This window comes from Dawidia cretensis (assembly GCF_018598175.1).
Classification (GTDB): Bacteria; Bacteroidota; Bacteroidia; order Cytophagales; family Cyclobacteriaceae; genus Ohtaekwangia; species Ohtaekwangia cretensis.
This window is the reverse complement of the sequence record NZ_JAHESE010000001.1, coordinates 748,464-771,361: the sequence shown is the minus strand read 5'-3', so window position 1 is coordinate 771,361 and position 22,898 is coordinate 748,464. Positions and strand designations below refer to the sequence as shown.

19 protein-coding genes and 1 tRNA gene are annotated in these 22,898 nt (G+C 48.5%); 11 read left to right on the top strand and 9 right to left on the bottom strand.

The window, feature by feature from the left end; genetic code table 11:
* The first annotated feature begins 108 nt into the window (after positions 1-108).
* Positions 109-1,236, top strand: coding sequence for a serine hydrolase (locus KK062_RS03425; protein WP_254082828.1), 1,128 nt, complete (start codon positions 109-111; stop codon positions 1,234-1,236).
* A 12-nt stretch (positions 1,237-1,248) separates the two neighbouring features.
* On the opposite strand, the gene KK062_RS03420 is transcribed toward KK062_RS03425, so the two are convergent.
* Positions 1,249-1,587, bottom strand: coding sequence for a hypothetical protein (locus KK062_RS03420; protein ID WP_254082827.1), 339 nt, complete (start codon positions 1,585-1,587; stop codon positions 1,249-1,251).
* A 539-nt stretch (positions 1,588-2,126) separates the two neighbouring features.
* Here KK062_RS03420 and KK062_RS03415 point away from each other — a divergent pair.
* The 3 genes from KK062_RS03415 to KK062_RS03405 all read left to right on the top strand — a co-directional run bounded on the left by KK062_RS03415 (position 2,127) and on the right by KK062_RS03405 (position 4,485).
* The gene (locus KK062_RS03415; protein ID WP_254082826.1) at positions 2,127-3,239 is read left to right on the top strand and encodes a DEAD/DEAH box helicase; all 1,113 of its coding nucleotides are present in this window, start codon (positions 2,127-2,129) and stop codon (positions 3,237-3,239) included.
* Positions 3,240-3,310: 71 nt separating this feature from the next.
* Complete coding sequence (locus tag KK062_RS03410) at positions 3,311-3,565, top strand: RNA recognition motif domain-containing protein (RefSeq protein WP_254082825.1); 255 nt, start codon at positions 3,311-3,313, stop codon at positions 3,563-3,565.
* A gap of 56 nt (positions 3,566-3,621) precedes the next feature.
* Positions 3,622-4,485: a sigma-70 family RNA polymerase sigma factor gene (locus KK062_RS03405; RefSeq protein ID WP_254082824.1), complete on the top strand. Its 864-nt coding sequence runs from the start codon at positions 3,622-3,624 to the stop codon at positions 4,483-4,485.
* 43 nt (positions 4,486-4,528) lie between these two features.
* On the opposite strand, the gene rbp is transcribed toward KK062_RS03405, so the two are convergent.
* Positions 4,529-4,879 (bottom strand): RNA-binding regulator, encoded by a 351-nt coding sequence (gene rbp, locus KK062_RS03400; protein WP_254082823.1) that lies wholly within the window; start codon positions 4,877-4,879, stop codon positions 4,529-4,531.
* A 714-nt stretch (positions 4,880-5,593) separates the two neighbouring features.
* On the bottom strand, positions 5,594-7,081 hold the full coding sequence (locus KK062_RS03395) for a TlpA family protein disulfide reductase (RefSeq protein ID WP_254082822.1): 1,488 nt from the start codon (positions 7,079-7,081) through the stop codon (positions 5,594-5,596).
* Between the two features lie 442 nt (positions 7,082-7,523).
* On the opposite strand from KK062_RS03395, the gene KK062_RS03390 reads away from it, so the two are divergent.
* Both KK062_RS03390 and KK062_RS03385 read left to right on the top strand, forming a co-directional pair.
* On the top strand, positions 7,524-9,014 hold the full coding sequence (locus KK062_RS03390) for a TlpA family protein disulfide reductase (RefSeq protein ID WP_254082821.1): 1,491 nt from the start codon (positions 7,524-7,526) through the stop codon (positions 9,012-9,014).
* Positions 9,015-9,123: 109 nt separating this feature from the next.
* Positions 9,124-9,366, top strand: coding sequence for a DUF1059 domain-containing protein (locus KK062_RS03385; RefSeq protein ID WP_254082820.1), 243 nt, complete (start codon positions 9,124-9,126; stop codon positions 9,364-9,366).
* A gap of 90 nt (positions 9,367-9,456) precedes the next feature.
* On the opposite strand, the gene KK062_RS03380 is transcribed toward KK062_RS03385, so the two are convergent.
* The 4 genes from KK062_RS03380 to KK062_RS03365 all read right to left on the bottom strand — a co-directional run bounded on the left by KK062_RS03380 (position 9,457) and on the right by KK062_RS03365 (position 16,154).
* On the bottom strand, positions 9,457-10,101 hold the full coding sequence (locus KK062_RS03380; RefSeq protein ID WP_254082819.1) for an HAD family hydrolase: 645 nt from the start codon (positions 10,099-10,101) through the stop codon (positions 9,457-9,459).
* Positions 10,102-10,188: 87 nt separating this feature from the next.
* On the bottom strand, positions 10,189-12,777 hold the full coding sequence (locus tag KK062_RS03375) for a polynucleotide kinase-phosphatase (RefSeq protein WP_254082818.1): 2,589 nt from the start codon (positions 12,775-12,777) through the stop codon (positions 10,189-10,191).
* Between the two features lie 470 nt (positions 12,778-13,247).
* Positions 13,248-14,636: a 3' terminal RNA ribose 2'-O-methyltransferase Hen1 gene (locus KK062_RS03370; RefSeq protein WP_254082817.1), complete on the bottom strand. Its 1,389-nt coding sequence runs from the start codon at positions 14,634-14,636 to the stop codon at positions 13,248-13,250.
* 183 nt (positions 14,637-14,819) lie between these two features.
* Positions 14,820-16,154 (bottom strand): NAD(P)/FAD-dependent oxidoreductase, encoded by a 1,335-nt coding sequence (locus tag KK062_RS03365; RefSeq protein ID WP_254082816.1) that lies wholly within the window; start codon positions 16,152-16,154, stop codon positions 14,820-14,822.
* 216 nt (positions 16,155-16,370) lie between these two features.
* On the opposite strand from KK062_RS03365, the gene KK062_RS03360 reads away from it, so the two are divergent.
* The 4 genes from KK062_RS03360 (at position 16,371) to KK062_RS03345 (ending at position 20,943) form a co-directional block, all read left to right on the top strand.
* On the top strand, positions 16,371-17,102 hold the full coding sequence (locus tag KK062_RS03360; protein ID WP_254082815.1) for a hypothetical protein: 732 nt from the start codon (positions 16,371-16,373) through the stop codon (positions 17,100-17,102).
* A 167-nt stretch (positions 17,103-17,269) separates the two neighbouring features.
* Entirely contained in the window at positions 17,270-18,823 is a 1,554-nt protein-coding gene (locus KK062_RS03355) for a sensor histidine kinase (protein WP_254082814.1), read from the top strand.
* On the top strand, positions 18,823-19,509 hold the full coding sequence (locus tag KK062_RS03350) for a LytR/AlgR family response regulator transcription factor (RefSeq protein WP_254082813.1): 687 nt from the start codon (positions 18,823-18,825) through the stop codon (positions 19,507-19,509). The genes KK062_RS03355 and KK062_RS03350 overlap by 1 nt, the downstream gene beginning before the upstream one ends.
* Before the next feature lie 33 nt (positions 19,510-19,542).
* Positions 19,543-20,943: a serine hydrolase domain-containing protein gene (locus tag KK062_RS03345; RefSeq protein ID WP_254082812.1), complete on the top strand. Its 1,401-nt coding sequence runs from the start codon at positions 19,543-19,545 to the stop codon at positions 20,941-20,943.
* A 13-nt stretch (positions 20,944-20,956) separates the two neighbouring features.
* On the opposite strand, the gene KK062_RS03340 is transcribed toward KK062_RS03345, so the two are convergent.
* Together KK062_RS03340 and KK062_RS03335 are read right to left on the bottom strand one after the other, a co-directional pair.
* Positions 20,957-21,739, bottom strand: a complete 783-nt coding sequence (locus tag KK062_RS03340) for a tRNA(His) guanylyltransferase Thg1 family protein (protein ID WP_254082811.1) — start codon at positions 21,737-21,739, stop codon at positions 20,957-20,959.
* Positions 21,729-22,163: an ATP-binding protein gene (locus tag KK062_RS03335; RefSeq protein WP_254082810.1), complete on the bottom strand. Its 435-nt coding sequence runs from the start codon at positions 22,161-22,163 to the stop codon at positions 21,729-21,731. Before KK062_RS03335 ends, KK062_RS03340 begins: the two co-directional genes overlap by 11 nt.
* A 644-nt stretch (positions 22,164-22,807) precedes the next feature.
* Between KK062_RS03335 and KK062_RS03330 the strand changes: the two genes are divergently transcribed.
* Positions 22,808-22,894, top strand: a tRNA-Tyr gene (locus KK062_RS03330).
* The last annotated feature ends 4 nt before the right edge of the window (positions 22,895-22,898 follow it).

Here is a 22,898-nt window from a genome sequence, read left to right as displayed (position 1 = left end):
GGAGAGAACGTTTTCGATAAACGACCTGAACATTCGATCGCTGCATTCGACAGAACCATGGTGGCGGCGTTGGATGTATAGATCAATAGACTGTACAATTGTATTCAATTGTCAGGCTTATGGTTCCGCTGCCGGCGCTGTCCCTGCGAATACGCTGCATACTTCAAAACAAAAGAGGCGCTGAGAACGTATTTACCCGCCGGGGTCACCGCTCCCACCCGGAATGGCGAAACGATCAAGCTGGTCAATCTTTCCAATCACACCTCGTCACTCCCCAGGCTTCCGGACAACTTTACCCCCGCCAACCCGGCAAACCCCTACGCCGACTATACCGAGAAGCAGTTATATGATTTCCTGAAAGGTTATACTCTTCCACGCGACATCGGCTCACAGTACGAATACTCGAATTATGCCGTAGGCCTATTGGGGCACATCCTGGCAACGCAGAAAAAAACTACATATGAAAAGTTAATGGTCGACGTTATTGCTAACCCCCTGGGCATGGCCAATACGCGCGTTACCTTACCATCCATGAAAAAGAACCTGGCACAGGGCTACAGTGAAGGTGTGGCAGTAGAGAACTGGGATCTACCAATCTTAGCCGGAGCCGGTGGCATTCGATCTGACGTCGTGGACATGGTCAGGTATATACGCGCCAACATGGGACAGGGCAACAGCAAGTTGTATCCAGCCATGCAGTTGGCGCAGACAAACACACGCCCGGCAGACACAGCACCCCAGGTAGGCCTGGGCTGGCACCTCGCGAACGTCAATGGCGTGGAGATCATCACGCACAGCGGCGGCACGGGCGGCTACCGCGCATTTTCCGGCTTCCAAAAGAACGGTAAGAAAGGCGTCGTGGTCCTGACGAATTCGGCAATAGGTGTCGACGACATCGGCCTGCACCTATTGGATACGAACGTCCCCGTAACAGATGGCAAGCCTCCCGTTATCGAGATAGCAGAAGTGCCTGTGGAGATAGCCGTGTTGGAAACCTACATTGGCCAATACGAGCTTGCGCCCGGTTTCATCCTGACAGTAACGCGGGAAGAAAAGCAACTGTTCGCCCAGGCGACGGGCCAGGAAAATTTCCCGGTATTCGCCAGGGCACAGAACGTCTTCTTCTATAAGGTAGTAGAAGCACAACTAACGTTCCACCAAAATGCTTCGGGAGCTATCGCAAGCGTCACCCTTCACCAGGGCGGGCGCGAAATCGTCGGAAAGAAAGTGAAGTGAGGTTCGTCCTTATTACGCCGCTTTGCTGACGTGCAAGATCAGCTGTCGGTCAAGGGAAATTTCGAACGTATTGCTATCCATCAGCTCAATACCCTTACGGGATTGCAGCAGCATATGCAACAGATCCTGGGCTACTTCAGAACTTTTAATATCGTTCAGCGCCTTGTTTTTGAAAACCTGCAAGCTGAAACCTATGCTCTTCTTCTTACCCTCGTCAAGCGCCTGAAATTCATGGCGCATAAGCTGGTACTGTTGCGGCTCCTGAAGCGAGTCGATCATCATTTTCAGGATAACAGGGCGATACTTGCTCCAAAGAGGCGCATATTTTCGGTTGGGCAGATCGTAGCTCATGATTCTTATTTATATGTGTAAAAAACTATTTGCTCGTCACACATAGTCATTAAACAGGACGAGATTAGCATGTAAAATTACCTTATCGAGTGTCGACAGAACAAAGTCCCGAGGAAGCATTTCATGCAAAAGGACCATGGTAGCGCTGAATAAGTCTTCAAAGGTACGCTAAATTACTCGATCATGAGGCATCGCTAAAATAATTTAGCAACGCCTTTTAACGCAATGCAGGGCTTATAGTGTGTTTTTCAACTGATTTACTGGAGATGCACGCGGGCACGGCGCATGCGCAGATTGGTTTACAGCCTTTTTAAGGCTACCTTTGCACCGTCAATTGTGGATATTCTTATTCGCTGATCCTTCCTCGGAGAAGCTCGGTCACTAATTCTCTCCCCAATTAATCCAGGAGATACGTCGTTGCTACACTGCTAACGGACCGCCGAAATGGCTTTTTGTTTTTGAATTTGTTAACGCTATGCCCTGGATAAGCGCATCGAAAGGATCGGTGTGGCATTCCTACTATCTTAACAACATTCTACGTGTCATTTCAAAAACTTCAGGTAAGTGCACCTATTCTGGATGCGCTCCAGAAAAAAGGCTACAATCAACCTACACCTATTCAAGAACAGGCCATTCCAGCCATTCTTACCGGACGCGATGTACTCGCTTCCGCGCAGACAGGCACCGGTAAAACCGCGGCGTTTGCCATACCGCTGCTGCAACGCCTCTCCGAGGCAAAGCCATCGAATGGCATTCGCGGCTTAATTCTCACGCCTACGCGTGAACTGGCCATTCAGATCGCAGATAACCTGACGCTCTATGGAACAAATCTGCGCCTCTCGAGTGTCCTTGTTTATGGCGGTGTTTCACAGGTACACCAGGTCAGACAGCTTCGCCGCGGAGCGGACGTTGTTATTGCCACGCCGGGCAGATTACTCGACCTCATCAACCAACGGATAATACAGTTGAGCGACTTGCAGATTCTCGTGCTCGACGAAGCCGATCGTATGCTTGACATGGGCTTTATCAACGACGTACGAAAAGTACTTTCACTCGTTCCGCGCGAATGTCAGCGCATTTTTCTGTCAGCCACAGTGCCGGCAGAAATTCAATCGTTGGTAACGAGCATGCTTCGCACACCGATTACCATTAAAGTAGCGACTCAGCAAACGGCCGCAGTCATACGTCAGGGTGTATACCATGTCTCGCGCCAGGACAAGCAGGCGTTGCTCCACCACGTCATCGGCGAAGCTATGGGCAATGTCATGGTATTTGCCCGAACCAAGCACGGCGCCGACAAAATCGTGCGCAATCTGGTGAAGGCAGGTATCTCTGCAGAGGCATTTCATGGCGATCGCTCGCAGGGAGCACGGCAACGTGCGTTGACCAATTTCAGAAAGAACGCAACACGGGTACTGGTCGCCACAGATATTGCCGCCCGGGGGATCGATATCAACAACCTTCCTTTTGTCATTAATTACGAGATGCCGGATACGGTCGAGACGTATACCCACCGCATTGGCAGAACCGGACGCGCGGGTAATTCGGGCACGGCCGTTTCGTTTTGCGATCACGACGAAAAAGGACAGCTGCGGAACCTGAACCGCATTTCGCCCGGCAAGATCGAAGTGCTGGCGCATCCTTTCGCCTGATTATCTTCTTATTTCCCGCATGGGCAACTGTGCGGGAGGTTCTTTTTTTTATTGTAACTAGTAGTATTCACATGAATTTATATGTAGGAAACCTCGCCCGCCAGGTGAACGACCAGGCACTCGAGGCACTGTTTGGAGAGTTTGGTAAAGTCTCGTCCGCGAATGTAATCGTAGACCCACAAGCAGGTGAATCTCGTGGATTTGCCTTTGTGGAAATGCCGTATGACAATGAAGCAAAGGAGGCCATTCGCCAGTTAAAAAATGTAGAGTTCTTCGGTCGTAAAATGTTTATCTCCGAGGCACGCCAAAAACAAGCAAAGCGGTAGCCTCGACCATGCCCATCGCATCGCGGCCACACACTTTCGTCAAGCAAACCTGAGAAATGAAACAACTAAAAATCAGTAAGCAGATAACGAACCGCGAAAGTCAGTCGCTGGACCGCTATTTATCCGAAATAGGCAAAATAGTGCTTGTTACGATGGACGAAGAGGTGGAGCTGGCAAAACGCATACGCGAAGGCGACGCGGTGGCACTGGCAAAATTGACAAGAGCCAACCTGCGTTTTGTCGTCTCGGTGGCAAAACAGTATCAGAACCGCGGCCTGGCGCTGAACGATCTGATCAACGAGGGCAATGTTGGTCTGATCCAGGCCGCCGTGCGGTTTGATGAAACGCGCGGGTTCAAATTTATTTCCTATGCTGTATGGTGGATTCGTCAAGCGATTATCTCCGCATTGGCGTCGCAAGCCAGAATCGTGCGACTACCGCTGAACCGCGTCGGCTCTATGATTAAGCTGTTGAGGGTGCAAGCAGAGCTCGAGCAGCGCCTGCAGCGCGAGCCAAGCAACAATGAGATCGCGGAAACACTGAACGTGCCGGTAGACACCGTGGACGATACACTAAGGATCTCACAAAAATCTGTGTCGGCAGATGCACCGGTGCTAAACACCGATGACTTATCGCTAATCGATACACTGCCCGACGCAACTTCCAGCGCACCCGACGCATCGCTGATGAGTGCCGCTTTGCGGGATGAGATTCGACTGGCATTATCGGTATTGACTGCTCGCGAAGGCGAGGTGCTGACACTTTTTTATGGTCTGAACGACCAGCAGGCGCTCACACTGAGCGAAATAGGCGAGCGCTTCTCCATTACACGAGAACGCGTACGTCAAATAAAAGACCATGCTACGCAACGACTACAGCGATCCCGCCAGGCACAACAGTTACGAACGTACCTGGGGTAAATAAGATAAAAAAGGCCCTTTTGTGAAGGGCCCTTTAAAATGCTTACCAGCCTTTATTGTAGCCACCGCCCCCACCGCCGCCGTAGCCACCGCCACCACCGCGTCTGCCGCCGCCACCACCGTAGCCGCCGCCACCGCCGCGAGGATTGTCAGTTTTCGGACGCGCCTCGTTAACGCTCAGTTCTTTTCCAAGAAAGCTAAAGCCGTTGAGGCTTGTTATTGCTTGCTGCGCCGCAGCATCGTCAGGCATTTCGATAAAGCCGAAACCACGGCTCCGCTGTGTTTCCTTATCTAAAATGATTTTCGCAGAAGTCACGTCACCGTACTCTTCAAATAATTCTTTCAACTCGCCTTCCGAGGCTTTGAAAGGGATGTTTGCTACATAAATGTTCATTGTTTTAAATATTTCGAATGTTAAAAATATTTCTCGTTAAAAAGCATGCCACGGTGCGACCCGTTATCTAAAGCTAGCACTAATAGTAGTGCTTCCACAACTTATACAAATTATCATAAAGGAGAAAATCTAACGCCACAAGATTTTCATTTCGGAACATAACATTGTGCATTACATGCAGTGCTCCATCAACGTCCTCCCATCGTACATCACAGGCCGACTCATCACCCATAGCCCGCTGCGGAACAATAAGCATCTCAGTGGCCGATATCTGGTAATGGTCCTGATAACGCTTTAGTTTGTCCGTATTAATGCTGTACGGCTTGTTCAGGTGAATATTCATGAGAATTATGTCTAAGATATTGCCCTTTGACTTGCAATCAGCAATGAATCCTGACCTCACACACGAAATTTGACATTTATCTTTTGTTTTGTGACGTGTTTCCTGCATGCCTGTGTATTCAGGATTGCGTTAACAAATCTAAAAGAAAACAAGTCAGTCGTGCGGATGAGGCAGTACAAACAAAGACTATTTCCCGAATTAACTGAGGAGAGAATTAAAGACCGCCCCAAAATGGAAAACGATCTGAGAATTGGGTATCCGCAATTGATTTCTGCAAAGGTAACCAGAAAAAAGTTGTAATCCTACTCATATATTACAGGGCCTCCATTCCAGCGCAATACATGCAAAACCGCTGAATTCAGGTCACTTATTTACAATAAGCCACGTATGGCCGCCGGGGTCTCATCGGCGCTAGGCTTGATAGAATGGTCCACGTTAACAATATGCCCATCTTTATCGATCAACATGTAATGAGGAACCCCCTGGACCTTGTATTTCGCCCGCAGCAATTTGCTTTGCTCTTCATCTAAAAACTTGTGGATTCCCTTGTGCGCATACTTTTTAAGCAGATTCTGATACGCATCCTCACCGGACTCCAGGCATAGGTATAAAAACACGACGTTGTCACCGAAGGCATCCTCCAGCTTTTTGGCGTACGGAAATTCCTGCCGGCAAGGGCCGCACCAGGTAGCCCAAATATCAATATAGATCACTTTCCCTCTGTTCTGCTGAATAACGCTGTCGACAAATGAAACACCGCTCACCAATCGCTCTACGGCGGGCGCGGGAAGACCTTCTACCTCCTTCTTCTTCAACGCATACTTTTTAAAGAGGGGTTCACGCAAGAACGGCTGCGTTAGGTTCGCATCGATCAGGTTCCGATTTTTCTCGAATGTTTCCAGGGCCGACTGCTCCAGCCAATCGTTTAGAAAATAACAAAGGGTGATTTCTTTGATGAAGGCGTCTTTGGAATATCGTACAATGCTCCAAAGCTTTATAGAATCTTGTTGCTCTTTTGTCAGCGATCTTTTTAAGGCGGCAGCATCAGCCGACGCGTGGCGGCGTATATACGTGTATGCGTATTTGTTGATATAACTATTAATAGCATCTCCACTGACAAGCGCTTGTTTCACATCATCATAAGTCCGCAGAAAGTCATAATACTTTAAGGGGACATCCCATTCAGATTCTTTCAGCACCAGGGCAGCTCGATGGGCGTCCGGGAAATATCTAAGATCATGATAGTACCGACTACCTACATAAAGCTTTGACCAACGGGCGGCTTCCTGGTTGAGCCCTTGTTTTTTAACAAAAGCTGCATGGAAATTAAGTGCCTCATGCCTTAGCGAATCACAGTATTGGACAAACTGCGATGGCGTAGAATTCTTTATTCTGATGGTATGTTTTTCATAATTATACCCAGAAAGAGAATTTTCAGCATATGCCTGCTGAAACAAGGCTGTGCCTTTATTGCTCGCGGCTGCATCACCGCTAAATTTTGCACTCTTCAAAACAGCCATCCGGTTACTCGTGGTCCCATCAAACTCCAGGTAGATACTATCGCCCGGATGAAACAAAATCAGGAAGTTTGTTTGATACACTATCCAGGCATCGGTGGGCACATACGCCTCGAATTTAAACACAAAGTTTCCGGCGGCATCGACGGGGACTTTGAGTTCCTCCTGCTCAAACCCAACCCAGTTAATAGCTAGCGTGATCGATGAGTTCGCTTTCGGCGAAATTACTTTACCCGCGATAATAACTGTTTTGGTATTTTGGCGCGGTGTGGCGGAATAAGCGGTAGCCACCAGCGCCAGGAAAAACAACGATAAAGTCGCAATAGATTTTCTGATCGACATACTCATTTGCAGTTGAAATAATAAAGATAACCATCCTCTACCGAGTGATGGCTATTCGAGAGTTAATGTCCTTATTCTCAGCGGGAATTGCAAAAAAAATCCAAACTGGTTCCGCCAGAGCCCTTTGTGGTGCCTGTCTGTTGCATGCTCTCCCTTGCTTGCGTCTTCACCTCATCCAGCGATGTCCCACCCCCTTTATAGATAAGATCATCCGTGGTTCATCCGTAGGACATCTGTGGAGGAACCCTGTGGCAGACTCGAAGTACCCTCGGCGAGGGACGCCGGTATTCGGCCCCGTTTTCGACTCTGCACAAGAAACCTCGGCCACCCCAAAACACACTTTGACCGTCCCATACAAACGAACGAAATTTTCATCAAAACAGCCTCTCAAAACTGGTACTACATGTGGTTAACATGTGAACCGGTGCTGCATCTTCGGTGAATGGAAAGAATCTTAGTTTCACCTCATTTAGCGAAGAGGATACGTTATCTTCCTGAAATAATGAATATGAATGCGATATACACCGTGATCATTGTCTGTATCAGTCTTTGTACTGCCTACGGCCAAAACGCGATATCCATACGTGGCAAGATCGAGGGCCACTATGAAAAATCTATTGCCCTGTATACATACAATAATTATCTGGAGAAAAAGCCTGCCTTCCTGGCCCAGGTGACAACAGATGCTGAGGGTCACTTTGCATCACAAATAAAGCTATCGACGGCACAGCCAGTCATGCTTTCGTATGGCAATCCTTTTCCAATGATCGTATGGGTTGAAAAAGACGACTCAATTTTTATAAACATCCGGAAGCCGTATAAATTGACCTATCCTAATGGCCGTGCCTTGTTTGACAAGGGAGATGTGCTTTATTCCGGACGCGGGGCCACTATAAACAACTATCTGTTCGATGCCGACCTGACAATCTACAACCCCAAAACCCATGAAACCGCACAAAGCCGGTCTATTGAAAGATATCACGTTTTCTTAGATAGCATGCAACAGGCCCGGGAAAAGCTCAGGCAAACCGTATGGCCTCAAAATTTTTCTCCTGAAGCCGAGGCGTTTCTCTTCGGAGAAATTATCGCTGGCACGTTCAACCACAAATCCCAGGCGGAGGTCTATAAGACAAATAAAACAGCCGAAGACTCCACTGTCCTGACAACGCCTGCGCTTCGCCAGTACCAACTGGATTGGAAGCTTTCTTCCGACCTGGCCCTGACATCGGATGCCTACCGACAAAGCCTGATAAGTTTTTGCAATCAGATGGCCCGGGAGAAAATAAAAAAGAGACCTGCATCAAACTCAGAAAGAGAGATTTATTTCTCTTATATGTACCGTGAAGCGTATAACCGGCTGCAACATATCGCGCAAACACGCGAATTTGGCACAGCCTTTACGTTGCACTTAATGGCAATGTTTATCGACGGGCAGGACAGCCTGGCAGCACTGACCAACGACTTTCATCAGAAGTTCCCAACATCAACGTATTATCCGATCCTGGCGAAAAAGCTTCAGCCAAGAAAAAATATACCGGATATTATAGCATTCGATACGACAAATAACCTGGTCGACCTCGCTACGCTAAAAGGGAAACCTATTTATATAGATGTCTGGGCAAGTTGGTGCGGGCCGTGCATGAAAGAGCTTCCGAACTCCAAAAAAGTGGCTGCGAAATTTAAAGGCAGGATTCACATGGTTTATCTTAATATAGATGACAATGAAACTGCGTGGAGAAAGGTAATGAAAAATCAAAAACTTGAAGGAGTCAATCTAAGGGGTGACGAAGCTACAAGTCGAAAAATTAAAGACGACTTCAATATTCGAGCCATTCCGCGGTACATCCTGATTGACAAAAATGGCAATGTGTTTCGAAGCAATGCCGAACGCCCGACAGCGATTGAGCCGGACATATTGACTCTTCTTAAATAGATTGTAGGTTTCTTTGGCCCAACATCGTATCACGGGCAGAGAAATTGCCACCCCCGGTGGAGAATACGACAAAAAATTCGATCTTACAGGCACTTAAATGCCACTTTTCATGAAGACAATGACATGCAAACAATTGGGCGGCGCCTGCGACCAAACCTTTAGCGCCAATAGCTTTGACGAGATTGCCATGATGGTAAGCAAACACGCCCGCGAAATGGTACAGCAAGGCGATGCTGCCCACATCGAGGCCATGAATGAAATGCGAAAAGCCATGACATCGTCGGAAGCGGCAGACGCTTGGATGAACGATAAGCGGAATGCATTCAACGCATTGCCGGAAGGCAATAGCTAAGAGCGCCCGGTCAATGGTGCTTGTTCTTCGTGCTCATTATATCGAAGGCAGTGCTGAATTACCTTCCATAACTCATGGCGATGAGGTGGGCTATAGCAAGGTCGTCAGTTCCGAAATGCTGCCGATCGCCGCCACCATGCCGTCGGGAACTTTGCCAAACCCGTAGTTGGCAAAAATAAAAGGCACACCGGCTTGCGTGGCGGCGTTGTAGTCGCCCATCGTATCGCCAACATATACTGGCTTTTTCAATCCGTGGTCGTTTACAACGTCCCGGATATTGTCAGCCTTGGGCCGGCTTTTCGTTCCATAACATTGATGCCCCAAAAAGTATGTATGCAGGTTGTTCAAGTCTAAAAACAACTCGATGTAACCACATTGGCAGTTGCTCACAATGTATAGCTTGTAGCGTGCGTTCAGATCTTTCAACGTCTCTTCCAGTTGTGGGTAAAGATCACCGCCTTTGGCATGCAGAATCCGCAGCTCGCTCTCGCCACAATGTGCTTTTACTTCGGCGCGCTGAGTGTCATTTAAATCTGGAAAGAGTTTGTCGAAGATGGCATCATACGTCATCCCGGTGATCGACCGCACCAATTCTTGCGTCATATCCACCTTCAGGTAATCGACCTTGTTCACGGCGTCCTGCCAGGCCAGTGCCACGTTCGCGGTACTGTCCCACAGCGTTCCGTCGAGATCGAAGATTATACTGTCGTATTGGTTTTTCAGTGTGTTGCTCATGTCGGCCGCAAAAGTACAGCGTTAATTGGCGCACACAACAATTTTCTAAAAAGAGAGCCCTGTAAACGTTTGCCTGGGCTCTTCTTTTTATAATCTTGGATCTACCTCCTCACTTTCCAACGCCAACACACCAAACACACACTCGTGCACCTTCCGCAATGGATCTTTACGCACAAACCGCTCCAACGCCTCTACACCCAAGGCGAACTCACGCAACGCCAGGGATCGTTTAGACGAAAGACTCCGGTTCTTTAACCGGCTCAGGTTTTCCGCCTCGGTATATTCAGGGCCGTATATAATGCGCAAATATTCTTTACCTCTGCACTTGATCGCCGGCTGTACCAGACCCTTCTTGCCAACGGCAATGAAATCATACGGTTTGATCACCATTCCTTCGCCACCTTGTTCAGTAAGATTGGTCCACCAGCGAACCACCTCGTCCACCTGTGCATCATCAAACACGTCGATGATCTTATGCGGAGTCGCTAAAAACAACGCAGGGTCGGCGTCGCAGATCGACTGAATGGTATTCATATGCCACGCATGACTCTTGTCCGTGTGTACGGCACCCTCCGTCGCCAGTATATGAAACGGTGCCAGCGTCAGATCGTCTACAGCGTTTACCGGCCAGCAATACTGCCGGTACGACGTTTTGTAGTCGTCAATCAGATCTTGCTTCTGTTGAAACTTCGACAACAGTTGCTCGATACCGTCTATATTCCGGGACACTGTTTGACCCAGGACATCTACGACGTTCCGCAGCGACGCCGTTGCGGCAGTCCCTACTGCAGCATACTGATCTTTTAGCAGCGCCTGTGCTTTTACCGACCACGGCATTAACTCAGCATCGAGACAAATCCAATCGGTATTCAGCGTGTCCCAAACTCCGGACGTCGTCAGTGCCTGGTTCACCCGGAGCAAAAATTCCTGCTCAAGACGTGTGTCACTGAAGAAATTCCGCCCCGTGCGGGTGTAGCACACGCCAATACCCTCGTGCTCCACGCCAAACCGGTTGCGAATGGCTTCTTCGTCTTTGCCTACGATCAACACCGCCCGTGAGCCCATGTGCTTCTCTTCACAGATCACCTTTTTAATTCCCTGACTGCGGAAATATCGCAAGGCCTCCAGGGGATGTTCCAGGTAAGCCTCCAACTCACTGGTTTCAGAAGGCGACATCGTGGGCGGCAGATAGATCAACCACTTTGGATTAATGGCAAACCGGCTCATGACCTCCAACGCTGCGATGGAGTTTTCCTCTTTTACCGTTACGCCGTTTCGCAGGCGTGTGGCAATGATGCGCTTGCCCGTGACATCCTCAATGTCCAACACGTCGTCCTGTGCTTGCTGGTGCGTAAGCTGTTGCCGGAGCTCAAAGTCGATTGCCCTGACAGGTGTCTCGTATACTTGCTTCGCTTGCACAGAAACAAGTTCTTCTTCCGGATACCGCAGGGCCGTAAGCTTACCTCCAAAAACACATCCCGTATCAATGTCGATGGTCCGGTTGAGCCATTGGGCCTCCGGCACGGGCGTATGTCCATATACAACCATCGCTTTGCCGCGGTACTCCAGGGCCCAGTTATACCGGACCGGCAGACCAAACTCATCGATCTCCCCCGTAGTTTCTCCATACAGACAGAATGTGCGCACGGCACCACTTCCCCTCCCCTGCATTTCTTCTTTCAATCCGGCATGCGCAACAACCAGTCTGCCGCGATCAAATACATAGTGACTCACCAGGTCATATAAAAACTCCTTTACATCACTCCGAAAACGATCGTCTTCCTGCGCAAGCTGCTCAACCGTTTTCTCCAGGCCGTGTTTTACTTGTATGTTCTTTCCCTGAAGATACTTATGCAATTTGAGGTCGTGGTTCCCGGGCACACAAAATGCAATACCAGTATGTACCATACTCATGACTAACCGCAATACATCCGGCGAATTGGGTCCGCGGTCTACGAGGTCGCCCAGGAAAACCGCTGTCCTCCCGGTAGGTGGAATAACCTGAAAGCCAAAGTTCCGGTGTTGTACCGCCACACGCGTAACGACGTAACCGAGTTTGGTCAACAGCTCCACCAGTTCATCAAAACATCCATGGACGTCACCGATGATATCAAACGGCCCGCCAACTTCTTTCCTGTCGTTATACAATTTCTCACGCGCAATGTGTGAAATCGCGTCAATCTCGTCTGTCGACTTTAATACATGGATATGACGGAAGCCTTCGTCTTTCAATTTACGTAACGACCGCTTCAGCTGCGACCGTTGCTGATAGAGAACATGTCCGCCAAAATTGCGATCAGGACGCAAAGCGTTTCGTGCTTCACATACTCGTTCGGGCACGTCAAGCACAATAGCGACAGGGATACAATGGTATTCACGCGCCAGGCGAACCAAAGATGCCCGCGACTCGGGTTGAACATTGGTAGCATCGACAACCGTCAGCAGGCCATTCTTTAATCGTTTGGCTGCGATATAATGCAACAACGCAAAGGCGTCATCGGTTGCTTCCTGTTTATTTTCATCATCCGATACGATCGCACGGCAGCGATCGGAAGATACTATCTCCGTCTCTTTAAAATGCTTTCTTGCAAAGGTTGACTTTCCAGAACCGCTAACGCCAATAAGCGTCACCAGTGAAAGCTCCGGTATCTTTAATTCTTTACTCCTTGTTTCCATCAACTTTTTAATACATTCCTGTAACTGCATCCAATCGACTTCCTTTTTGAAAAATGACAGGAACTCGACCTTTAATGATTGCTGTGTAATGACCTTACCGTTTATAGTGATAAGTACTGGAAATCCAGCGTCGCGCAAGATCATCCCGTCCCATTTAAAATTTTCATATTGATTGTCCGACCTCTTTGAGTCGAATACAACCACATCATCGATTCCTAATGCTAAAATCTCTTTCCGGTAATCGGTCCACCATACTTGAAACTTTCGCCCGGCGCTAACGCACAGGATTCGTTTACCTGCATTCCTCTTTAAAAATCTATTCTTTTTAAAGGCAGAGATTGGACCATGGATGATCAGGAAATATAATAGCACCGGAGAAAAGAGGATCGAGAGCGCCAACACGATCGGAAAAGCTATTACGCATCCAAACACATTATGGAGCGAGCTATCCTTTTGCCTATCCATGTTGATCATCTTTTAAAAATTGCCATCTGCGTAGGAGCGCCAACCCGTTCATGGACATCGCCAACCGGCTTAAACGACACACTATAGCTGTTTCTCGTCGCGACGTCTGTCGCCCAGGTTTCAAATTCGGCTCTTGTCCATTCAAAACGGTGGTCGGTGTGTCGCATGGCGCCCGCTTCCATCGTTTCAAAAAGTTCGTTATACTCACGGTTGGGTGTTGTTAACACCACCGTCCCGGGTTTTGCAAACTCGAAGACAACGCGTTCAAAAGCTTTCAAGCGATTCAGATCCAGGTGCTCGATAACCTCCACAATAGCGGCAGCATCAAAACCCGCCAGTCGCTTGTCGCGATAGGTGAGCGCCCCCTGCATGATCTCAATCCGCTCTTTTTGCTTCGGTGGCATCTCATCAAAGACGAGGCGGCGGGCCGCTTTTTCCAAACTACGATACGAAACATCAACACCAAGAATTTTTTTGAACTGCTTTTCCCGTAACAGCATCTTCAGCAGCTTGCCTTCGCCACATCCCAGGTCAACGACGGTATTGCTACCAGACGATACCAATTCATCCAATACCACGTTCAACCGCTTATCATGAAGCTTCTCTCTAGCAATATCTCGTTCGCCATCGTCATGCGCGCTTACTTCAACAGGTTCATCCTCTGTCAACCTCGCCAGGGCATTTTTTGCCAAACCTCCTATATTTCGTAAATACCGCTTGATGATCTGCTCCTTTTCAGAATGATCCTTCAACCAACCCTCACCCTTCTTCAAGAGTTTTTCCACTTCCTGCTGACTGACCCAATAATGTTTTTCATTATCCAACACAGGAATTAATACGTATACATGAGACAGCAAATCTTTTAGTTTCAGATCAGCCTTAAGATGTACCGTAAAATATTTACTCTGACCCCATTCCGGAAAATTCTCGTCCAGGACATACCGTTCCACCATAACGGCATAGCCAAGCGGCTCGAACAACCGCCTGATCAGGACCTCGCCACCCTTGACGGCTGGCAGAACGGAAATAGTCACCTCAAAAGGCATCGTTACATCCACCAGCTCGGGGCGTTTCTCGCACTTGCCATTCATGGCCGTAGAAAAAGCCTTGGCAATGGCCACACTCATGAAGGAGGATGCTACATACGGCCTGTCGTTTACATAGTGCTCCAGTGTAAAGGAGTCGGGGCCGCCTTCGCCCGATTTCCTGACCAGGCCAATCGGATCAACATCTAACAGTAGGGCAACCGTGCATTTGTCGTCGTCCGCGTGCGGATAAAAAATGTGGGCAACACCTTGCGACAGCCCCACGGCTTGAAGTTTCCCGGGGTGTTTGTGCAACAAATAGCTAAGATCCGTAGCAGGTGTGCGCGTTGTTGTAATCGTCAATAACATAATGGGGCAAAGATGCGGGTATACTGCGCAGTCTTTTTGCGTAGTCGATTAAAACCCCAACTTGCTACAAAATCGTTTTTTGGTAGCCGCAAAAAAAGGCACTAATAGCGTCCTGTATAGGATCGTATTAGTGCCTCTGTTTACCCTCCGCTCGCGGAATTGTACAAATCTGCTACAAGGCTCCTATCTGATAGGAGGCGACGCTGCCCTGTCAATGGAAGAATTACCGTCTACCTTCACACAAGGCTGCGTGGATATCTCCTTTTTCCTGGGACGAATGATCAGGCGTAGCGTAGGGTCGTCGGTCAGGAAACTAAACAACCAGTTAAATGCCAGCTTCACCCGGTTGCGGAAGCCTACCAAAGGGATGATATGAATAAACAGCCACACCAACCAGGCAAAGAAGCCTTTGAAAGATCCTTTCGGTAAATCTACCACCGCTTTAAACTTAGAAATGATCGCCATGCTGCCTTTGTTATTATACCGGAACGGTTTCGGTGCCTGGCCGCGGTCTATACGCAACAGGTTTTCTGCCAGGAGCGTGCCTTGTTGAATGGCCACCTGAGCGAGCTGCGGATGGCTGCTAGCATAGTCGGGATCTGTCGTCTGATAAGCAATATCGCCAACAGCAAAAATGTTGGTATACCCTTTTACCCGATTTATTTCGTCCACCGCTAAACGGCGGCCCCTCGCCACCACTTCGGGCGCAAGACCCGGCACTTCCCGTCCGATAACGCCTGACGTCCAGATAAGCGTAGCGGCTTTGATCGATTCACCAGTAGAAAGAATAACGGTTTCATTCACGTAGTCCTTCACCAACGTGTTCAGCATGATCTTTACACCGAACTTAGAAAGTACCTTAAAGGATTCCGCTTGTGCCGTCTTACTCATCGGCCCAAGCAACGTGGGCGAACCGTCGATCAGGTATATGGCGCCAATGCGGGAGGCCGCCTCGGGATAATCTTTAGCAGCAATTTTATGGGCAAGTTCGGCCATCATACCAACCATCTCCACTCCCGTGGGACCACCGCCCGCCACGACGATATTGCTGAGCCGTGCCTTGTCTTCCAGGGCGGTAGCCCGAACTGCTTCCTCGAGCCGGAGCAGAACGTGGTTCCGGATGTTTAACGCGTCGTCGATGGTTTTCATCGGCAGACCACAGCGCATGACGTTCGGGTTTCCAAAGAAGTTGGTCTCGGTACCCAACGCCAGCACCAGGTAATCGTAGGACAATATCCCGGTGTCTGTCTCAATAGTATTACTCTCCGGATTCACCTTTATCAGGCTGCCCATGTGAAAACGAATGTTGTCCCGTTCCTGAAACAGCTTACGGAAGGGATAACTGATATTCGACGCCTCGATAAACGCGGTGGAAACCTGGTACAATAAAGGGGGAAAGAAGTGGTAATTGTTTTTATCAACAATTGTGACCTTAAACTGATCCTTGCCGGCAAGCTTTTTGGCTAAGTTTATTCCGGCGAAACCGCCCCCTACGACGACAAGCCTATTCTCTTTCATATAAATTAATGCCGATTTTGAAGCCCATTCGATCCTTTTAGCTTCTTCTAAAAAAAATCGAGCCAGGCGGAACCTGGGCGTACAACTACCCCTCTATGGAACAGTATACGCTCCTGGCACGTGTAAGGTTTACCTCTTTTTTGCTGTAGTGAAATATACTCAATTCTCTATCATTGCGCTTGATAAATATATCATCTTTTAAACCCCTAACCCCGCATGAAAAAAATTACTTTACCAGTACTCCTGTTGCTACTGGCATTTACGACTTCGTTTGCGCAAGACAAAAAGGTAGCATTGGTGACCTTCTTTGGCGACAAGAAAATCGGTGGTACCGGCATGGGTACCCTGGGCGAATCGCTGATGAAAGACCCCGCCTTTAACCTGCAACCTCTCGTAGAAAAAGCGTACGACCGCTTTGTAAACGAGTTTGCAAAAGACTTCCCGTTTAAGCTCATGGACCCAAAGGAAATTAGCGGCAACGCTGAATATCTGGCATACAAATCGCCTATGCTGTGGGACACGACCAAAGGCTTTAATAAGGCTGCGGGCATACAATATGTTGTCATACCGGGCATGATGTGGGCCTACGGCGACAAGCAGGGTCTCATGAGCAACGAAAAATACGACCCCTGCAACCTGGCCAAGATCTTCCCGTCTGCCGATGGCATCCTGTTTGTAAGCATGGACTATGAATTCGAGTCGCGCGCCATGGGTTTTGCCGCCGGTGCCGTAGCATACCTGAACATGTTCCTTTACGACAAGAAGTGCGAGAAGGTGTTCCGCATTCGCGAGCGCGGCATATCAAAAGGCAAAGTACCTGCCGTAGCGGGCGTGCCTGTCATGAACGTGGAAAAAATCCAGCCGCTTTGCCAGGACGCAACGGATGCGTTATTCGACGACCTGAAGGGCAGACTGGGCAAGATTGTAAAGAAATCGGGCAACCTGTAAGCATCGGCGCTACTGCGATAGCCCCATAAAAACCGCGTCGGACATAGCTCCGGCGCGGTTTTTCGTTTTATACGGGGTGATTAGTCACATTTTTCCCGGTGTTCGTAACATTTTACAGCGACGCGCAGGTAAACCCGTTATTCTTGTTGTGTAATTTTTATAACGCCATGAAAATACGCTTTAGGACATATGAGTTTGCATTTGTCTTCTTATTGGTGGTCGCCTCTATCATCAAATTCCTCTGGATCAATCAAAGTCTGACGGAAGAGAGGAGGCAATGGCATGAAGCCCAGTACTTCGAAAATAACATACACGGTTTTTCGTATCATCATAATATTCTCTTCCCACAGATCGCCCAGATCGTGTTTGTTTTCCTGGCGTACCTCGCTATATCCGGCGTTGTGCTATATGCCGCCCAGCACGTTGCCGGACCTAAGCGAAATATCATACGAGTCATACCCGTGACCTTATTTTTGTTAGCGGGCATCGCATTCATGTTGGGGCGGGGCATCGATTATCTAACCTGGATAGCACACCCCCATGTCTTCAACTATGGAGGTGCTGGCTTTGACATACTCGCCTGGTTTGGGTATAATGACCGGCCCATGACCAATCTCTGGACGGGCTTTAATCGTTCCCTTGTCTGGGTGGGTATAATCGCCATACTGTTAGCCGTTCGCGAAGGTGGAATACACTATCTCGAACGCGATTCGCCCGGAAAAGAAGCGCGGTTGATCATGGCGAATCAGATCGCTTCCATCATCACCATATATTTGTGTCTGCTGCCGTTCCTAATACTCCTACCTGCCACACCCGGAAAACATGCCCTCCTGTTTATGGGATTCTCCTTCATCCCAAGCGCATTGCTCATGTTCCTTTTCAATATATACTACCTGTTCCCGCGACTGTCGGTAAAACCTGGATGGTGGATATTGACTGCGTTGTTCGCTGCTGCGCTTGCCATCACGGCGCCCTTTATTGCGACCTTCGGTTTACGCGGCAACGGAATACATCTCTACGGCTCCATGGTTATGATCAACTTGCTGGTGATTTCGCCGATCAGCTGGCTTCTGTTTCAACAACGAAAAGATAAGTTATTGGCCATCGTAAAGGTGGGCCAGGCGTTGACAAAATCACAGGAAGACCTTAACAGCCTTCGTTACCAGATCAATCCCCACTTCTTGTTTAACAGCCTGAACACACTCTACGGCAATGCGCTCATGGAAAAGGCCATGACGACGGCTTCAGGCATCCAGCAGCTCGGCGACATGATGCGGTTTATGCTCCATCAAAACCAACTCGACTATATCCCGCTGAAATCAGAATTGAGCTACCTGCGAAACTTTGTCGGACTTCAAAACCTGCGGATACATCTTTTACAGAATGTCGACGTTCAGGTCGACATCAACGACGAGGCCTGCGAGGGTGACATTCCGCCGATGGTTTTGATACCCTTTGTGGAGAACGCCTTTAAACACGGCATCAGCAATGTGGGCAAGTCCTGGGTGACCGTCGTCGTGCGATGCGATCGGAAACATGTGTATCTGAACGTGCGCAACAGCGTACATCCCGACAACATCGTGCGTGAAAAGTCGGGCGTTGGTATCCCAAATGTGATGGAACGATTGAAGCTAATGTTTCGAGATAAATTCCAGTTGGAATACGGCATCCGTGGTAATGAATATGTAGTTTCGCTTACCTTACCTTTGACGACTGCCTGATGCTACGTGCCATCGCCATCGACGACGAACCCATCGGACTGGAAGTTATCCGGTCACTCGCCGAGAAAGTCACCTTTCTCCGCATGGAAGGATATTTTGTCAATCCCTTTGAAGCCGCCGCCTTCATTCAACCCAACAATATAAACCTGCTTTTCCTGGACATCGAGATGCCCAACGTCAAAGGCACCGATTTTATCCGTACGTTGCCCGATCCGCCGATGGCCATTTTTACAACAGCCTACAGCCAGCATGCCGTGCAGAGCTTCGAACTGGATGCCATCGACTACCTGCTCAAACCGTTTTCATTGGAACGTTTTCTCAAAGCCTGTAACAAAGCGCAACAACAACTCACCCTCCGCAAACATGCAACCGACCGCGTCAACACCATCTTCATCAAAAGCGGTTATGAGCAGCTAAAAGTTGATACGAATGAAATTCTCTTTGCGGAGAGCGATGGAAACTATGTACGCTTTGTAACTGAAAAGCAACGTATCCTCTCCCGCCTGACCATGAACGAAGCGGAAACCCTGTTACAAGGCAGAGATTTTATACGCGTGCACAGGTCATTCATTATTGCAAAACATAAAATAACCAAGATCGAAAAACGGTCTCTCTGGATATCACACCATGAAATTCCAGTGGGAAGCGGCTATCTGCAAGACGTCGAAAAAATTCTAAGGGTATAATCCCAATCCGCAACAGCTAAAATTTAATACCTCATGAGAAATAAAAAAATCGCCCGGCGAGGGGCAGGGTGCCTTATTGCCCTAACCGTACTATGCCTTAGTACCACTACCTATGCGCAACGGGAACAAAAGAAAAAACTTGACCGGCTTTGTACCTGGCTCGCCGATCAATCCCAGGGAATGGGCAGCATCGCGGTGGCGAGGAATGGTAAGATTATATATGCCAACGCTTTTGGATACCGTGCACAGGTCGCTAACCGTTCACTGCCGCCCAATGTCAATACGAAATATCATATCTGGTCGATTACAAAGATATATACCGCTACGATGATCTTGCAACTGGCAGACGAAGGCAAGCTTTCGCTGGAAGTCAAGCTCAGTCGGTTCTTTCCGCAAGTGGCGAATGCTTCATCCATCACGATCAGGCAAATGTTAGCCCACCAAAGCGGCATTCATGACTTCACACAAATCAACGATTCATCCACACGACCACGGGGTGACGCTCGTCAGGAAATGGTATCCGCCATTGCCGCACAACAACCGGAGTTCGTACCCGGCGAGCGCTTCCAATACAGCAATTCCAATTATCTGCTGCTGGGATACATCCTGGAAGACGTGGAGCAAGCCCCATTCGCAACTATACTATCAAAGCGGATCTTAAATCGTCTGGGACTTACGAACACGTTCTACCAAAAAAATATCGCCGACACCATCCAAAACAGCGCACAAGCCTTCGAGTTTGCCAATAATCACTGGCAATCTGTAGAGGAAGGATCATTCGGCACTAATGTACCCGGTGCCGCGGGCAGCATCGTCTCTACGCCCACGGACATGGCATTCTTTATTACTGCGCTGTTCTCCGGTCGACTGATCCCATCCTCGAGACTAGTAGAAATGACCACCACAGACGGGTTCTACGGTCTGGGCATTATGAAAATGCCGCATGACGATTTGCAAGGTTGGGGACACGGAGGGGGCTACATCGCTTCGCATGCCCAGTTAGTCTATTACCCACAAGACTCGTTGGCCATCGCCTATTGCACCAACGGCGCCCGGTATCCTATGCAAAGTATCATTCATCATGCCACTAACGTTGTCTTAAATCCCGCCTATGTTCTTCCGTTTGAAAAGTCGTTCATCACATTAACTCCTGCACAGCAACAGGAGTATACCGGGCACTATGAATCAACAAAATTTCCAATCGATATTGCAATCGAAGACGGCGTGATAACAATCCATGCAGGGTCTAATCCCAAGTCACCCGTACGTCCTATGAAAAAGGATCACTTTCTTATCGAAGGCACAGACATCGAAATAACTTTTGAACGTGACAAGGCTGGAAACCCGGCAGGATTCTTTATTCAACAGGGCGACAAAAAAATTATTGCCCGTCGAACTACCCCGGCGGGTAAAGAGGAATCTCCTGCGCATTAGCAGGAGGTTCCTATTATATCACAGCAGTATCATTTTCTGACGCCTTCAGAAGATGCCTAAGCATCGAGTCATACTCCGCCCCCAACGGAAGATTCATCTCTATTTGCAATTTCCTGCGTGTAACGTCAACAGATTTCCGGGTCATGGCATTAACAGACGAAGACGCCACCATGCGATAGCAAAAGCCTACGCCACGCTTTTGCCACGCAGGCAAGTCGTTATAATTAATGCCCTGCTCAAAAAGCAGCTTGTGTTTATCGGCAACAGACAATCCCTGTAAGCTGTGCGTGGCCTCCGCTACTGAAAGCCCATTCTTTCGTAACGTCCAATAACACCATGCACCCAGGGAATTCCGGTGCGCGTCTTCACCACGCCAGCGAAAATAGTCAACAACAAGATCCTCTGCGGGCAGGGGTATAATCCGGCAATCAAAGGCACCGAGAGTTCCCATGGCCTGAGTAAATCGTGCACTGGCCTCCCCTGCCAGGATAGAAATTAGCTTTCGGGTCTTCCGGCCAAAAGCATTTTCATTTTTATCAAGCAACAAAGAGATTTCGTCACTTTGCGTGTAGCCATAACGGACTTTAAAACCATTGTCCATAAGGTGTGTAACGGTGCTGATCATTGCATCCCGAAAACGTTCATCAAAAGGCCGTTCCAGGGGGAGCAACTCTTTTGTAAGTCTTGTAAAACCCCTCCCATCCAGACGGGCCACAATAAATACACCCGGCAACACAAACTGATCCAGACTTTCCTCAAAGGCACGCATTTTTTTATCCAATACATCAAACTTCATTGTCGTACGGTTTAATAATAAATTCACTACCCCCCAGCTGCACAGCATACAGTTCATCGAACCCCTCTTGTAGTTTGGGAGGTTCGAGATTCTTCAATTTCGCTATAACGCCCACACGATTGATCTTTTCGTTTCTGGATCGTCTCTCATTCCGTTCCAGGCAGTCCGCCAGGTTCGATTCGAAATAATACCCGATCACCGTATAACGATTGGCCCTCGCCTGCCCGATGTATGGGGCACGGTCGACCTTCGCTACGTTTGTATTGTCAATCACAACCCGCTGATGCAGCAAAAAAGCGAGTTTCAAAAATTTATTCTCCTTATTACGGGTATTAAATAGATCGAGGCTTACCCGCATGTGCGAATGAAAGAACCGTTCTTTATAGAACGTGCTCTTCCCACTCGCCGGAATTCCGACAAACATTATTAACTGCATTGGGTTTGCTATTTAAAATAAAAAAGCCCGGACTTTTACGTTGCCCGGGCTTCTTCCTGTATTACATGTTTATTAATACATCTCACAGCGCCAGGCGAAACAATAACATTCATAGGCATAACCCATGAAACCTTGTGTATGTATATGGCGTTGTATTGACATCATGAAACAAAGGTAGGTTAACTTTTTTGAATAAATGTTTTGTCATATCGAAAAAAGTTACCTTATCTTTGCATCAGCAATACAAAAATGAAAACGGGTCACATCATATCGAACAACAACTGTTATCAGCATATATGCTATCAGCAGAAGGTATGGACATGCCCGGAGAAATTGTTATGATATAGCAACACTATAGATACTTAACAAAAAGCCCTGGGCATCTGCCTGGGGCTTTTTGTTTTTAGTCGCTTTGCTCAACTGTACCGTACTGTTGAAGAAGCCTGGCAATGTACTGCCTATACGTCAGCGTACCCGAGAGGTTGAGGGTGTTTGCCTGCAAAGCAGGTATTTATTCCGACAGAGTCGGGATCGCTGACGCTAAATACGAGGTGTATCGGCTCACGCTTATACCGTGTTGGAACCGTAGTTGGTTACACGTTGGTTCAAGTCCAACCGCCTCGACTATATATCGGAGAGTAGTCCGTAAGTGGAAGCGGGCCGCTCTGTAAAAGCGGTGCTTAAATGCCCTGGGTGTTCGATTCACCCCTCTCCGACCAGTAA